Genomic DNA, 14,451 nt, shown 5'->3' on the forward strand with positions numbered 1-14,451 from the left:
TTTTTAGCTTATAAAAAAGCCGCAGGTAATTGCTTACCTACAGCTTTAATAATCACGTATTTAAGAGTGAAGTTATTTAAACCAACCTTGAAAACGCTCCATTAGCATGTAGTTTATTGGTACTAACAATAAAGTAATAAAGGTAGCAAAAATAATCCCAAACCCTAAGCTCACTGCCATTGGTATTAAAAACTGTGCCTGAGTCGCTTTTTCAAACAGTAATGGCATTAAGCCAATAAAGGTCGTTAAACTAGTTAGCATTACAGGGCGAAAACGTGATGCACCTGCAATTTTTATAGCATCGAGAACTTTACCACCTTCACTGCGCTTTTTATTAATAAAATCAACGAGTACGAGGGAGTCATTTACCACCACCCCGGTTAGCGCAAGCATACCGAGTAAACTCATAATAGTTAAGTCCATTCCCATGATCCAATGCCCTACTACAGCACCTATCATGCCAAATGGAATAACACTCATTACTATGATTGGTTGTAAGTAAGATTTAAGCGGTATTGCTAATAGCGCATAAATAATAAAAAATACAAACACAAGTGCCCAAGCCAACGACCCAAACGACTCTCTTTGCTCTTTAGCCTCACCTTCTAGTTTGTAATCTACTCCAGGATATTGCTGCATTAACCCATCTAAATACTCCGTTAGGTCAGCCTGCAGTATGGTCATGTTGGTATTATTTTTTTCGATATCGGCTGTTACGTTTAATGTGCGGTAACGGTCTATTCGATTAATAGTTGATGGACTTTGCCCAGCAGTAAGTGTTGCCACGTGCGATAAAGGCACTGAGCCTCCATCAGGCGTATTTATAAGTATGTTTTGTAGGTCAGCTACAGAGCGGCGCTCATCTATAGGTAAGCGTACCATTACACGTACGTCATCCCTGCCTCGCTGAATACGTTGTGCTTGCGAGCCAAAAAACGAGTTACGTACTTGTCCTGCTACATTGACTCTATTTAAGCCCAGCGCTAAACCTTGTTGCGTAAGCTCTATTTGTAACTCTTCTTTACCGTCGGACATACTATCGGCAATATCAAATACCGTTGGATAGGTCGATAAACGGGTTTTAATGTGATCAGCCACGTCTTGTAAAATAGTCAACGAAGTGCCGCTAAGCTGAACATCAATGGGGTCTGAACTTCGGCCAATTTCGGCTCTAAACGTTAAACTTTCGGCGCCTGGTATGACACCAATTAAATCGCGCCATTCGCTGGCAAGTTCTCGTGATCCTATGTCTGATTCACGCTTTTCAGCCGGTGTTATTTCAAAGCGTACAGAGCCTGAATTAGATACACCACCACGCCCGCCTGTTGTGGCTAATATATTTAAAATAACGCTTTCGCCAGTATCTGGGTCGCGGTATTTTTCTTGTAATTGCTGCGCCTTTTGCGACATGTCAATTACGTATTTATTAGTTACTTCAAACGGTGTACCTGTTGGTAGTGTTAAGTTAACGCGGACTGTTTCGCTTGGTATGCGCGGGAAAAATACAAACTTAGTCCAACCGCTGGTGATCATGGTTAAAATTATAACAAATACACCAATAAACAAGCTTACCGAAGCCAATTTATGGCGCAGTGCTAAATTTAAAGTGGGTTGATAGTATTTTAAAATCGCGTTTTCAAATCCATCTGCAAAACGCTGTTGAATAACATCAAACTTTGAAGGTTCGCCTTTTTCGTGGCGTAGTTTTATATATTTTAAATGTGCTGGTAGTACAAATTTAGATTCAATCAATGAAAACAATAATACCGGAATAACCACTACCGGTATTTGTGCAAACAAGGCACCACGCGCCCCTTCAATAAAGGCCAAAGGTAAAAAGGCAGCAACGGTAGTCAACACACCAAATGTTACTGGTGTTGCTACTTCTTGAGTACCTAAAATTGCGGCTTGCTCGCCCGACTTAGCCGTTTTTAGATGGGTGTAAACGTTTTCACCGGTAACTATGGCGTCATCAACAACAATCCCCAGTACCAATATAAAGCCAAATAAGCTCATAATATTAAGGGTTACGCCAAAAATAGGCATCGCTATAAACGCGCCCATAAACGAAACCGGAATACCAATAAATACCCAAAATGCAATTGCAGGGCGTAAAAACAAAGTAAGTAAAGCCAGTACTAAAATACCGCCTTGTAAAGCATTGGTAGTAAGGGTCGAAATACGACTTTTAACCAGCTCCGAATCATCATCCCAGTAACTTAGTTCAAACCCTTGCGGGAGAGAGCTTTGTTGCTCTTTTATGTAGTTTTTAACATCGTCAGCAACTGTAATCGCACTTTGTGGACCAATTCGATATACGTCGATAAATGCAGCTTGCTTACCATTAAAGCGAGTACGTACTGGTGTTTCTTCAAAATCATCTTTTATAGTCGCTATATCGCCTAAGCGAATAATAGTGCCATCGGCTTGGTTTTTAACAACAATGCTGGCAAATTCATCTTTACGATATGCTTGCCCTTTAGAGCTTATAAGTACGTCCCCGCCTTCTGTTTTTAAGTTACCAGCAGAAATATCTGAGCTTGAGTTTGAAATAGCACTCGATATTTGTGCCAAGCTTAAATCGTACTGACGAAGAATATCTTGGCTTACTTCAATGGCTATTTCGTAATCACGAACGCCACTTAGCTCTACCTGCGTTACATTAGGTAAACGTAGGATTTGATCGCGTACTGTTTCTGCGTATTCGCGGGTTTCTTTTTCGCCATAGTCACTCGATACGGTAACCGCGATAACTTCACGAATTCGCTCAGCAAGCGCTACTATCGGCTTTTCAGCATCGGCTGGAAAAGTGTTAATTGCGTCTACACGACTTTTTATATCAGCTAAAAGCTCACGAGGGTCGTAACCGCTTTCCACTTCTATTGTCACAGAGCCTGAACCTTCAGAAGAGCGACTAAATATTTGCTTTATGCCCTCTAAATCTTGCACTGCTTCTTCTATTCGTATAGTTACACCTTGCTCTACATCCTCTGGTGTTGAACCACGCAAACTTACATTTACGCTTATCATGTCAGTTTCGAATGAAGGAAATACCTCAAGCGGTATTTTGCTTGATAAGCTAAAAAGTCCCGACAGTAACAGCGTTACTAGCAATAAGTTAGCAGCAACATGGTTTTTGGCAAACCAAGCGATCATGGCTTATCTCCTTGCTTTGCTGCGCGGCGTTTTTTTAGCTCTTCAACACTAATACCCTGCTCTTTTGCTTTTTGCTCAAGCTGCTCTGGCGTCGGGCGCTTTCCTTTGCCTTGCCCATTAGCTCCTCGGCTTTTAGGTTGCTCTGTGCTTTGTTCGCCTAAAATACTTACCTGAGTACCAGAACTCACTTGCCCTAGTGGAGTAATAACCAGTTTATCATTTGGATTTAATCCCGTTTTTATCATCGCTTGTGTCGCATTTTGCCAAGCAAGTGTAATGTCTTTACGCTTAAGTACACCCTCTTCAACAACATAAACATACGTCCCTTGATATATTGTACTGTTAGGGATTATAAGTGCGTTAGGAACTGTTTTACCGGTAATTTGCGCTTTTATGTATTGCCCTATTTTTATTGGGTACTGGTTATTAGCCGTTGCTTTATATGGGTCGTTAATTTTAGCAACTACGTAAAGCTGTTGTGCACCTTCATCTATAGCACCTTCGGTACGCGCTAGCTGCCCTTGCCACGTTTGCTCACCCACTAAGTCAGAGGTAAATTTAACAATTGAACCTGCTTGATTTTTGGCGCCATCACGATATTGCTCTGGTAAATTTACGAACGGAAGATCTTTATTTTTAATCGGTAAACGAATCTCTACGCTATCGATTGCGTAAATAGTGGCAAGCTGGGTATTGTTAGTAACAACTTGCCCCAAATCAACACTACGGCTAAGTATACGACCCGCATATGGCGCGGTTACTTTAGTGCGCTCTAAATCAAGCATGGCTTTTTCAAGTACTGCTTGAGCCGATAAAACTTCTGCTTCGGCTGCTGCAAGTTGTGGTTCACGCAGTACTAGGCTGCTTGCCTGATTTGAGCCGCCAAGGCGTTTCCAATCAGTAATAGCTTGTTGTCCACGCGCTTTTTCTTCTAATAAGCCTTGCTCTGCCGTTAATAAATTGGCTTGAGCAGATTTAACTTCAGCTTGATGATCTCTATCGTCTAGCTTTAAAAGTACGTCGCCCTTTTCAAAAAAGCCACCTTCTCTAAAGTCATCACTTACTTCAATTATTTGCCCAGATGCCTGAGCAACTAATAAACTTTGTGTACGTGGTTTTACCGTACCGTAGCTATCAATCATCACTTGGTAATTTTGTGGTTTAAGCTCAAGCGCAGCCACACTTATTGATGCTTTAGGAGGTGAGCCAAAGCGTTTAGCCTCTGGCGGATTACCTTTAATAAACATAACAATTAAAATAGTGGCAATAATAACCACCGCTGGAATAATAATTTTTGCTGTTTTAGTTTTCATCATTATTGCTCTTTAGTTCACTTGAGGGCTTTGCAAAATCACCACCAAGGGCAACGTGTAAGTTAATTCTGTTAGCTATTAATTGGTTTTTAATGTCGATTAAGGAGCTTTGTGCATCGAAAGACCTATCTTGTGCGTCAAGCACCGTAGTGTAAGTTACCAAGCCACTTTGATATTGCTCAAACGACAACTGCTCTGCTGCAAGTGCGTTTTCTTGCGCCTCAAGGGTGCTGCTATATTGTGATTTAAGAGACTGCTGCTGTGAAATCGCATTTTCTACATCACCAAATGCATCGTAAAGCGTTTGCAAATAAAGTTGCTCTTGCTTTTGAGTATTAAGGCGCGCTATTTCTTCATTCGCTTTTAAGCGTCCGCCCTCAAAAAGTGGTGCTGAAATACTACCTAATAACGACCATGCAAGGCTTGATGGAGAAAACAAGTCGCTTACTCTGTCGGTGCTATCACTTAGTGAAGCTGTTAAGTTTAAACTTGGAAAGCGTTGTTTGTGCGCATACGCAAGTGATGCGTCGGTGGCTAAAAGATCATACCAACTTGCTCGCAGCGTAGGTTTACGTGTTATAAGTTCAGAAGGTAAGCCTAGTGGAATATCGGTATTAATAACGGGTAAGTCGCTACTAGCAGTAATGGCACCTTTTGGGTATTCACCCAGTAAACGCTCAAGTACGCGTGCTGAAGCCGATAGGTTCGCCGTTTGAGTGGCAATGCGAGCGCGTTCAGTATTGAGCTCATTACGAGCTAAGTAAACATCGAGAGCTTCGTTTATACCTTGGCGATAGCCAGACTCGATAATATCTAGGTTTTGCTGTGCGTTAGCTTCTCTGCGTTTAAATAAATCGAGTAATTGTTGTGATGTAACAACATCAAACCAGCCTGTTACCACATCAGCAACGAGTTGCTGTTTAGCTTGCTCAAACCGTGCCTGTTGCGCTAAATAGTTAAGATTAGCTTCGCGCTTTGAATCCGAAAGCTTACCCCATAAATCAACCTCGTAAGTTAAGTTTAAACTAACTGAACTTGCGTTGTCGTAGCTCACTGGGCGGTTGTCTTTACTACGGCTAGTACGCGTTGATAAATCGAGGCTAGGCCAAAGCGCAGCACCCGATACTATAAGCTGTTGTTTTTGAATTTCTACATCGTAACTAGTTTGTAAAAGCTGTTGGTTGTTTTTAAGTGCTTGTTGTACAAATTTGTTAAGCGTAGGGTTTTGTAGTTGTGTAAGCCATTGCTCTTGTACTTTTAATACCGAGCTTGATGCTTCTTGCTGCCATTGCTGTGGCATATTATTAGGCGCTTGCATGCGCTGCGACGAGTTAAAATCACTCGCACAGCCGCTAAGCAGCATCACACTAATTGCCAATAGGGTTGGCTTGCATTGCCAAATCATAATTAAACCTAAATTACTGCTATTTATGAACGTAATTCAAGCACTTTGGCAACTTTTGCTCAACCTACTTTACATAACATTACATAGCTAGCGATGAACTAACATAATAGCCAGTTATACGGTAAAAATGAGCAAATGATCAGCAATTTTTAATAATAAAAAATTAACTTTTTGTAGTGTGTCTAAGAGATTATACCAATTCGCTTAATTAAGTGGTCTATTTTGAGGTAAGAAAATCGTGTCGATAACAAGGCAAAAATTTCGTTATTTAGTTGCTCTATATCAGAAATTTTTAACGCAGTTAGCGTCAGGTTTAATCACTCAAATTAATTAAGTATTATTGCGGATTGGTATTAGACATATAGAAACAGAAAAGCCCCGCTATAAGCGAGGCTTTTAAATAAATGGTGCCGACTAACCTAGTCGAACGGATAACTTATACAGACTATTGATTACAAGTCAGTTGCTTTGCTCTTAACTATGGGTATTTTTAATTCTCAAGTTGAAAACAAAAAAGCCTCGCTATAAGCGAGGCTTTTGAATAAATGGTGCCGACTAACCNAAGCCTCGCTATAAGCGAGGCTTTTGAATAAATGGTGCCGACTAACCTAGTCGAACGGATAACTTATACAGACTACTGATTACAAGTCAGTTGCTTTGCTCTTAACTATGGGTATTTTTAATTCTCAAGTTGAAAACAAAAAAGCCTCGCTATAAGCGAGGCTTTTGAATAAATGGTGCCGACTAACCGAGTCGAACGGTTGACCTACTGATTACAAGTCAGTTGCTCTACCAGCTGAGCTAAGTCGGCACACAAAACTGTGTGCTAAGGCACGTTCAATTTTAAAGATTGATAACTTTTATAAAGCACTTAAAATAAAAAAACCTTGCATAAGCAAGGCTTCTCAATAAATGGTGCCTCGACGCGGAATCGAACCACGGACACGAGGATTTTCAATCCTCTGCTCTACCGACTGAGCTATCGAGGCACATAAACTGTGCTAACTAAAAGTTAAATAATTATTTAACTTTTAGCTTTATAAATGGTGCCGACTAACCGATTCGACGGGTAATTTGAACAGACTACTGATTACAGCTTTCTTTTCAAACTACTTTAAATAAATGGTGCCGACTAACCGAGTCGAACGGTTGACCTACTGATTACAAGTCAGTTGCTCTACCAGCTGAGCTAAGTCGGCACACAAAACTGTGTGCTAAGGCACGTTCAATTTTAAAGATTGATAACTTTTATAAAGCACTTAAAATAAAAAAACCTTGCATAAGCAAGGCTTCTCAATAAATGGTGCCTCGACGCGGAATCGAACCACGGACACGAGGATTTTCAATCCTCTGCTCTACCGACTGAGCTATCGAGGCACATAAACTGTGCTAACTAATTGTGATACTTTACAATTAACTTTAAATAAATGGTGCCGACTAACCGAGTCGAACGGTTGACCTACTGATTACAAGTCAGTTGCTCTACCAGCTGAGCTAAGTCGGCACACAAAACTGTGTGCTAAGGCACGTTCAATTTTAAAGATTGAGAACTTAAAGTAAATGGTGCCTCGACGCGGAATCGAACCACGGACACGAGGATTTTCAATCCTCTGCTCTACCGACTGAGCTATCGAGGCACATAAACTGTGCTAACTAAAAGTTAAATAATTATTTAACTTTTAGCTTTATAAATGGTGCCGACTAACCGATTCGACGGGTAATTTGAACAGACTACTGATTACAGCTTTCTTTTCAAACTACTTTAAATAAATGGTGCCGACTAACCGAGTCGAACGGTTGACCTACTGATTACAAGTCAGTTGCTCTACCAGCTGAGCTAAGTCGGCACACAAAACTGTGTGCTAAGGCACGCGTAATAATGTTTAAACTGTTGATTAAACACCACTACTTTAATAAATGGTGCCTCGACCCGGAATCGAACCAGGGACACGAGGATTTTCAATCCTCTGCTCTACCAACTGAGCTATCGAGGCACTTAAACAGTGCTAATTAAAAATCTTAAGGGATTTTTAATGCAATTCCCACTCATCTCTAGCGACTGAGCTATCTGGGCGTGCGGCGTATTAAACGAGTTTTGCCCTTACAAGTCAACTTTTTTTTTCTTCTTTATAACTGTTTGAACGGTTTTCAGACAACTCAGTACATTTTTTATTAATAACGTTCATTTTTACCACAAATCGGGCTATAACTATAAATAAATATAACTAAATCAGACTAAAACCGTAGTGAATTATTTTTTGTAAATGTTACGATTAGCTTAGATACGTACGATAGGGACTTATCGTAGTAAAAACACATCAATTGGAAACAATCAATGCAGAGTAAATTCTCATCGCCAGTAAAAGGCTTACTGCCACTTTTTTTAATCATTAATATTGCTGTAACAGCGCTCGCTATTGTTGCCCACTCATTTTATACACAAACTGAAGTTAAGACAGCCCAACCAGTATCATCTATTAATATTGTAACGCTTGCCGATAGATTAGACTTACCTATGGTTGATGCATTAACTATGTATGGTCAAGGTAAAGTAAAACAGTTACTTGATTTAACCTCCTTATTAGACGGTGACTTTGAATATACTCTATATCGCTTCAATGCTACATCAGATACTCAGTTGGTATATAGCAGCAGTAAACCAGCCATCGCTTCTGTTAAAACTGAAAAGCACTTAAAAGAAGAAGGTATCCTGCATCACCTACTATTGTTAAACGATCAACCCATTGGCGAGCTTATTATTAAGCAAAACATACCAGCCACGCCTTTAAGCGCTCAAGACTCTCAAGTTATCGCTTACATCATCGCGATAGCGAGTGTTGCTGCATTATTTATACTTACTTTAATGTTTAATATGTACATTAATACGCGCTTACGTAAAAGTACTGACACTCTTACTCAAGAGTTACAGGCAATCACTGAAGATGCTAATTATAATAGTAATGTTGATGAGCAACTTGATATTGGTTTAGGTGTAGTAGCAAAAAACATCAACTTATTGCTACAAAAAGTACAAACTGCAATGAGCGAGAATGACTCTGCACAAAAAGAGCTTTATAAATTACAAAATGGCCTAGAAGCCGAAGTGCAAAATCGTACCTTAGCGCTTGAGCAAGCCACATTAAAAGCAGAGCGAGCAAGCGAAACTAAAACAACATTCTTAGCAACGATGAGTCACGAAATAAGAACACCGATGAATGGTGTTATAGGTACTATTGATTTACTGCGCCAGACCGAACTTGATGGCGCTCAGCATCGTTTAAGTACGATTATTCGTGAATCAGCATTTTCGTTATTGAGCATTTTGGATGATATTTTAGATTTTTCTAAAATTGAGGCTGGAAAGCTAAATATTGACCCGATCCCATTTTCGGTAACCGATACTATTGAAGAAGTTGCTCGTGTGCTCTCATCAGTTGCTAAAAAACGTGAGCTTGATTTAGAGCTAGCAATAGCACCAGATATTCCTATAAATCTTACCGGTGATAGCGTACGTGTACGTCAGGTTCTTTATAACCTATGTAGCAACGCAATTAAATTTACGAGCACTGATGAAAAAACCCAAGGGCATGTAAAAATATCAGTAGAGGTGGTACATAATACGACTGATCACTTTACCTTACGCTTTTGCGTAACTGATAACGGTAAAGGCATGTCGCAGGCACAACTACGCGAAATATTTAATCCGTTTATTCAAGCCGAAAATTCGATTACCCGAGAATATGGAGGGACAGGTTTAGGTCTTTCTATTTGTAAAAGCTTAACTGAGCTTATGCTAGGGACTATTCATGTAACTAGCCATACAGGAATTGGTAGTGAGTTTACTGTTGAACTGCCGTTTAGCACATCGGGTAGAATTAAGTACGCACACAAAGGTGCATTAAATGGTAAGCAAATTGTTGTAGTTAGTAATCACCTAGAACGTGAAAAAACAATGTACCGTTATTTATCGTTTATGGGCGCTAAAATAGTTTATGCACACACAGAAGAAGAAATTGAAGAGCATCAACATTCGCAAGATATTATTTGGGTGGCTGATGGCATAGACAATATGGATAAAACAAACGCGCTGCTAAGACGCTTATTTTATTCATTAGAAGATTATAACCAACAAGTTGTTGTACTAAGTAAGCTTGATGAAGCGGCTATAAATCATAATAATATTTTTTATATTAATGCCTCTCCTTTATGTAAGTCTAACTTTATGCTGTCTATTTTAGTCGCTGCAGGTTTGCATACACCTAAACAAATTAAAAAAACCAAAACACTTAATAACTATTTAAATGTTGAGCAAGCTCGTAAATCAAACAAATTGGTTTTACTTGTTGAAGATAACCTTCTAAACCAACAAGTGCTGACCGATCAATTACACATACTAGGTTTTGGCGTTGAGATAGCAAACAACGGTGAAGAAGGCTTAGATATGTGGAGAAAAGGTGATTACTCACTTATTTTAACCGACTTACACATGCCTAAAATGTCGGGTTACGATATGGTCGAAAAAATCCGTAACGAAGCAGAGCTATTAGAATCAATTGATGCACAGCCTTACATTATTGCTGTAACAGCAAACGCACTTAAAGGCGAAAAAGAGCGTTGCTTAGCCGTAGGTATAAACGACTTCATTACCAAACCTATAGAGCTAAACGCGTTAGAGGACACTTTAAAACGCTGGAGCGATAAGCAAAGCCAAAACCCAAATGTAGTTATCCATCAAACCATGGCGCTACCTATTGATATGGAAGCAGTTGCTAAATATGTAAATGGTGACGAAGCTAAACAGTTACGCTTTTTCAAAATGTATTTAGAACAAAGCCAAGGGCTAATTAAGGGGATTAATTCAGGCGTTATGGTTAACGATTTAGATGAGATTATTGAAGGGTGTCATCAATTAAAATCGATCTCTAAAACAATTGGTGCCCTAACGGTGGCTGAACTTTCAAGTGCATTTGAAGATAAATGTAAAAAAGGTGAACTCACTACCGATGAATTAATAGACTTAAGAGATAAGTTAGAAATTGAATACTCTAAGGCAGCTCAATTTTTAAAAGAACAAATTAAAATCTCTGAGCAAGAAGATGAGTTAAGTGATTAAATAATCGCACACAAAAAAAGGGCTATTTAGCCCTTTTTTTATGTTCAAAATATTATTTTTCAGGCGGTCGATAACCTTCAATTTCCACATCTTTGTTTTCAAACAAAAAGCCAACCATTTGCTCTTCTAAAAATGTGCGGTGCTCTGGATCCATCATATTTAAATGCTTTTCGTTAATAAGCATTGTTTGCTTATGCTGCCACTGACCCCACGCTTCTTTAGAGATGTTATTAAAAATCTTTTCACCAACTTCACCAGGGTATAACTGAAAGCCAAGCCCTTCGGCTTCTTTTTGTAACTTTTGACAAAATACTGTACGTGCCATGATTGATTCTCTCTAACGCTAAATATGGGGCTATTCTATACTATTGCTGTAATTTGTTTAACCAACTTTTTAGTTGGCGCTGCTAGGCCAACCTCTATTGATTGATCAAGCGGATACCACACTAATTGTTTGTCATTTACTACATCAGGAATGTTCTTAACATTGAGCACATGCGGATTAATCGTCAGCTCAAAATGTGAAAACACATGAATAAACGCTTCAAGCTCTACTAAGTTGGCTTCTAATCCTTGCTGAGCTAAAAATATTTGAAGCTCCTCGTACTCATTAAATTCAAAAAAGCCAAATAGTCCTCCCCAAATACCGCTGTTAGGGCGTTTTTCCATAAGCACTTTATCGCCGCACTGAATAATTAACTGATGACAACTCTTCTTCGGCACTGCTTTTTTAGGTTTAGAATGTGGAAACTCTTTTACTTTACCTGCATTAAAAGCACCACAACCTGAATTTAATGGGCAAGCCTCGCAATCAAACCGGCTGCGTGAGCAAACACTCGCACCTAAATCCATCATAGCTTGATTAAATTCGGTGACATTATTTTTAGGTGTTAATTGCTCTGATAAATGCCAAAGCTGGTTTTCGACTTTTTTAACACCGTACCAACCTTCTATCATAAAATAGCGCGCTAAGACTCGCTTAACATTTCCATCTAAAATTGGATGATGCTGCCCAAGCGACAATGATAAAACAGCCCCGGCAGTAGAGCGTCCTATTCCCGGTAAATCCATTACTTCATCAAGCGTTTGCGGAAATTCGCCTTGGTACTTGTCACGTACTATTTTAGCTGTTTTATGTAAGTTACGCGCACGAGCGTAATACCCTAAGCCGGTCCAGTGATGCAGTACTAAATCTTCATCAGCATCGGCTAAAGCAATAATATCTGGAAAGCTTTGCATAAATTTTTCAAAATATGGGATAACAGTAATAACTTGAGTTTGCTGGAGCATCACCTCAGACACCCACACTTTATAAGGTGTTTTGCCCAACTGCCATGGAAGTGTTTTACGCCCATGAAGGTGATACCAATCAACGACTTGATTAGAAAACGAATTAGACTGTTTTTTATTTAAATCCAACATATTGTACTTTTACTGATGCTCAATGGCGGCTCAGTCTATTGTAGTTAATAAAAAGATCAAGCTATAGGGCGTGTAAAACCAGCTAATACTTGTGATTGCGGGCTCGGTCAGGGATAATATGCAACCATTTTTAAACACATTGTTTTTGTCAGGCCAATAATATGAGTGAATCAAGCAACACTAACCTTGAGCAAGCTAAGCAAGAAGGTAAATACATCCGCACCATTCGCAGTTTTGTAAAACGCGAAGGTCGATTAACCAAAGGCCAAGCCGCTGCAATCGAAAAATGCTGGCCAACAATGGGCCTAGAGCATAAAAACGGTATGCTTGATTTAAGCGAAGTTTTTGGCAACAACAACGATGTAGTAGTAGAAATTGGTTTTGGTATGGGTAAATCGCTTGTCGAAATGGCAACAAATGCCCCTCACCTAAACTTTATTGGTATTGAAGTACACCGCCCAGGCGTTGGTGCTTGTTTAATGGATGCCGATGAAGCAGGCATTACTAACTTACGTATTTTTGAACACGATGCAGTTGAAGTACTTGCAGACTGTATACCTAATGAAAGCTTAACAACACTACAGTTGTTTTTCCCTGATCCTTGGCATAAAAAGCGTCATCATAAACGCCGTATTGTACAAACTGAGTTTGTTGAAAAACTAAGAGCCCAACTGAAAATGGGTGGCGTTTTTCATATGGCAACAGATTGGGAAAACTATGCAGAGCATATGCTCGAAGTAATGAATGTAGCTCCTGGTTTTAAAAACCAATCAGAAACAAACGATTATGTTCCACGTCCAGATTTGCGCCCGCTTACTAAGTTTGAGCAGCGCGGACATCGCCTAGGTCATGGCGTGTGGGATTTAATGTTTGAACGTACTGAGTAATTTGTAACTTTAAGCACTCACTTTTATTTTTAATAAAACTAAACATACTGTAAGGCAAAGCCATTTATGAGCGTACTAACCAACCCAAGTTTACTGTTACTTCGTAATAGCGAGGCACTAACGGGCAAATCTATCTTGGTGGTCAACTTTGTTCAAGATGGCTTTTTAACAGAGCTTAAAAAACTTAACCCGCAAAGCAAGGTAACTGCATTTAGCTACAACCATGCTAACGGTGAGTTTGCTAAAAACACCAAAGACGTTGAGGTTTGTGTAAATCACACAATACCTGGTAACGGCTACGATTTAGTTATTCTTTACTATCCTAAATCAAAACCTGAGTTATTAATGGCGCTTGATAATATTAGATCTGCTATTACTGACGATGCCGAACTATTGGTGGTAGGTGAAAACAAAAGTGGTGTTAAATCAATTGAAAAGCAATTAGCTGGTAAAGCTGAGTTTAGTAACAAAATTGATTCAGCTAAGCACTGCGTTCTTTACTCATTTGCTGAGATTACCCAGCATCCTGACTTTGATATTACGACCTACCATAAAAAGTTTGTTGTTAATGTTGCCGACACCGAGTTTACAGCTATTAGTGTCCCAGGGGTGTTTAATCACGGTAGTTTAGATATGGGAACGAAAGTTCTACTCGAAAACGCACCGACAATTAAGCAAGGTAGGGTTCTCGACTTTGGCTGTGGCGCAGGTTTAATAGCAACCTTTTTAGGGCTGCATAATCCAGCAGTCGAGTTTGTGTGTAGTGATGTAAGTGCACTGGCAACTTACGCAACACAGCAAACTCTAAAGCTTAACAGCATCAAAGGCGAAGCGATATTAAGTGACGGCCTTAAAAGCATTACCGGTAAGTTTGATTTAATTATTAGCAATCCACCTTTTCATACAGGTATTGCAACCGACTACACAGTAGCAGAAACATTTTTAGCAAATGCAAAACAGCATTTAACTAAAGTAGGAAAGCTGAATATTGTTGCTAACAGCTTTTTAAAATACCCGCCTATTTTAGAAACGCAATTTGAAAGCTACCAAACGGTATTTAAAAATAACAAGTTTGCCGTATATAGCAGCTAGTATTATTTTTAAAAATGCTTGAGTGCAAACGCGCTCAAGCTAACCTTCGCATAAATATAAGAA

At 39.4% G+C, this 14,451-nt stretch carries 8 protein-coding genes and 8 tRNA genes; 3 read left to right on the top strand and 13 right to left on the bottom strand.

Features of this window, described 5'->3' with window-relative positions; all coding sequences use genetic code 11:
• Positions 1–72: 72 nt before the first annotated feature.
• The 11 genes from I6F45_RS04375 to I6F45_RS04425 form a co-directional block, all read right to left on the bottom strand.
• Positions 73–3,156: an efflux RND transporter permease subunit gene (locus I6F45_RS04375; RefSeq protein WP_024589701.1), complete on the bottom strand. Its 3,084-nt coding sequence runs from the start codon at positions 3,154–3,156 to the stop codon at positions 73–75.
• Positions 3,153–4,469, bottom strand: coding sequence for an efflux RND transporter periplasmic adaptor subunit (locus tag I6F45_RS04380; protein WP_010554901.1), 1,317 nt, complete (start codon positions 4,467–4,469; stop codon positions 3,153–3,155). Before I6F45_RS04380 ends, I6F45_RS04375 begins: the two co-directional genes overlap by 4 nt.
• A complete protein-coding gene (locus I6F45_RS04385) occupies positions 4,459–5,874 on the bottom strand; it encodes an efflux transporter outer membrane subunit (protein WP_165727252.1) in 1,416 nt (471 codons plus the stop codon). Before I6F45_RS04385 ends, I6F45_RS04380 begins: the two co-directional genes overlap by 11 nt.
• Before the next feature lie 735 nt (positions 5,875–6,609).
• Positions 6,610–6,685 (bottom strand) — tRNA-Thr (locus tag I6F45_RS04390).
• A 102-nt stretch (positions 6,686–6,787) separates the two neighbouring features.
• Positions 6,788–6,863: transfer RNA gene (locus tag I6F45_RS04395), tRNA-Phe, on the bottom strand.
• Between the two features lie 134 nt (positions 6,864–6,997).
• Positions 6,998–7,073 (bottom strand) — tRNA-Thr (locus I6F45_RS04400).
• A 102-nt stretch (positions 7,074–7,175) separates the two neighbouring features.
• Positions 7,176–7,251 (bottom strand) — tRNA-Phe (locus I6F45_RS04405).
• A 51-nt stretch (positions 7,252–7,302) separates the two neighbouring features.
• Positions 7,303–7,378 (bottom strand) — tRNA-Thr (locus I6F45_RS04410).
• 57 nt (positions 7,379–7,435) lie between these two features.
• A tRNA-Phe gene (locus I6F45_RS04415) sits at positions 7,436–7,511 on the bottom strand.
• A gap of 134 nt (positions 7,512–7,645) precedes the next feature.
• Positions 7,646–7,721: transfer RNA gene (locus I6F45_RS04420), tRNA-Thr, on the bottom strand.
• Between the two features lie 71 nt (positions 7,722–7,792).
• A tRNA-Phe gene (locus tag I6F45_RS04425) sits at positions 7,793–7,868 on the bottom strand.
• Between the two features lie 341 nt (positions 7,869–8,209).
• On the opposite strand from I6F45_RS04425, the gene I6F45_RS04430 reads away from it, so the two are divergent.
• Positions 8,210–10,987 (top strand): ATP-binding protein, encoded by a 2,778-nt coding sequence (locus I6F45_RS04430; RefSeq protein WP_007582951.1) that lies wholly within the window; start codon positions 8,210–8,212, stop codon positions 10,985–10,987.
• Between the two features lie 52 nt (positions 10,988–11,039).
• Here I6F45_RS04430 and I6F45_RS04435 read toward each other — a convergent pair whose 3' ends face one another.
• Both I6F45_RS04435 and mutY read right to left on the bottom strand, forming a co-directional pair.
• Positions 11,040–11,312 carry an oxidative damage protection protein gene (locus tag I6F45_RS04435; RefSeq protein WP_007582954.1) on the bottom strand — a complete coding sequence of 91 codons (273 nt, stop codon included), beginning with the start codon at positions 11,310–11,312 and terminating at the stop codon, positions 11,040–11,042.
• Between the two features lie 35 nt (positions 11,313–11,347).
• Positions 11,348–12,409: an A/G-specific adenine glycosylase gene (gene mutY / locus I6F45_RS04440; RefSeq protein ID WP_197159769.1), complete on the bottom strand. Its 1,062-nt coding sequence runs from the start codon at positions 12,407–12,409 to the stop codon at positions 11,348–11,350.
• Positions 12,410–12,570: 161 nt separating this feature from the next.
• On the opposite strand from mutY, the gene trmB reads away from it, so the two are divergent.
• Positions 12,571–13,296, top strand: coding sequence for a tRNA (guanosine(46)-N7)-methyltransferase TrmB (trmB, locus tag I6F45_RS04445; protein WP_007582957.1), 726 nt, complete (start codon positions 12,571–12,573; stop codon positions 13,294–13,296).
• Positions 13,297–13,362: 66 nt separating this feature from the next.
• On the top strand, positions 13,363–14,388 hold the full coding sequence (locus tag I6F45_RS04450) for a methyltransferase (protein ID WP_197159770.1): 1,026 nt from the start codon (positions 13,363–13,365) through the stop codon (positions 14,386–14,388).
• Positions 14,389–14,451: the final 63 nt, after the last annotated feature.

The sequence above is a fragment of the Pseudoalteromonas sp. SWYJZ19 genome (assembly GCF_015864375.1).
Lineage (GTDB): Bacteria > Pseudomonadota > Gammaproteobacteria > Enterobacterales > Alteromonadaceae > Pseudoalteromonas > Pseudoalteromonas arctica.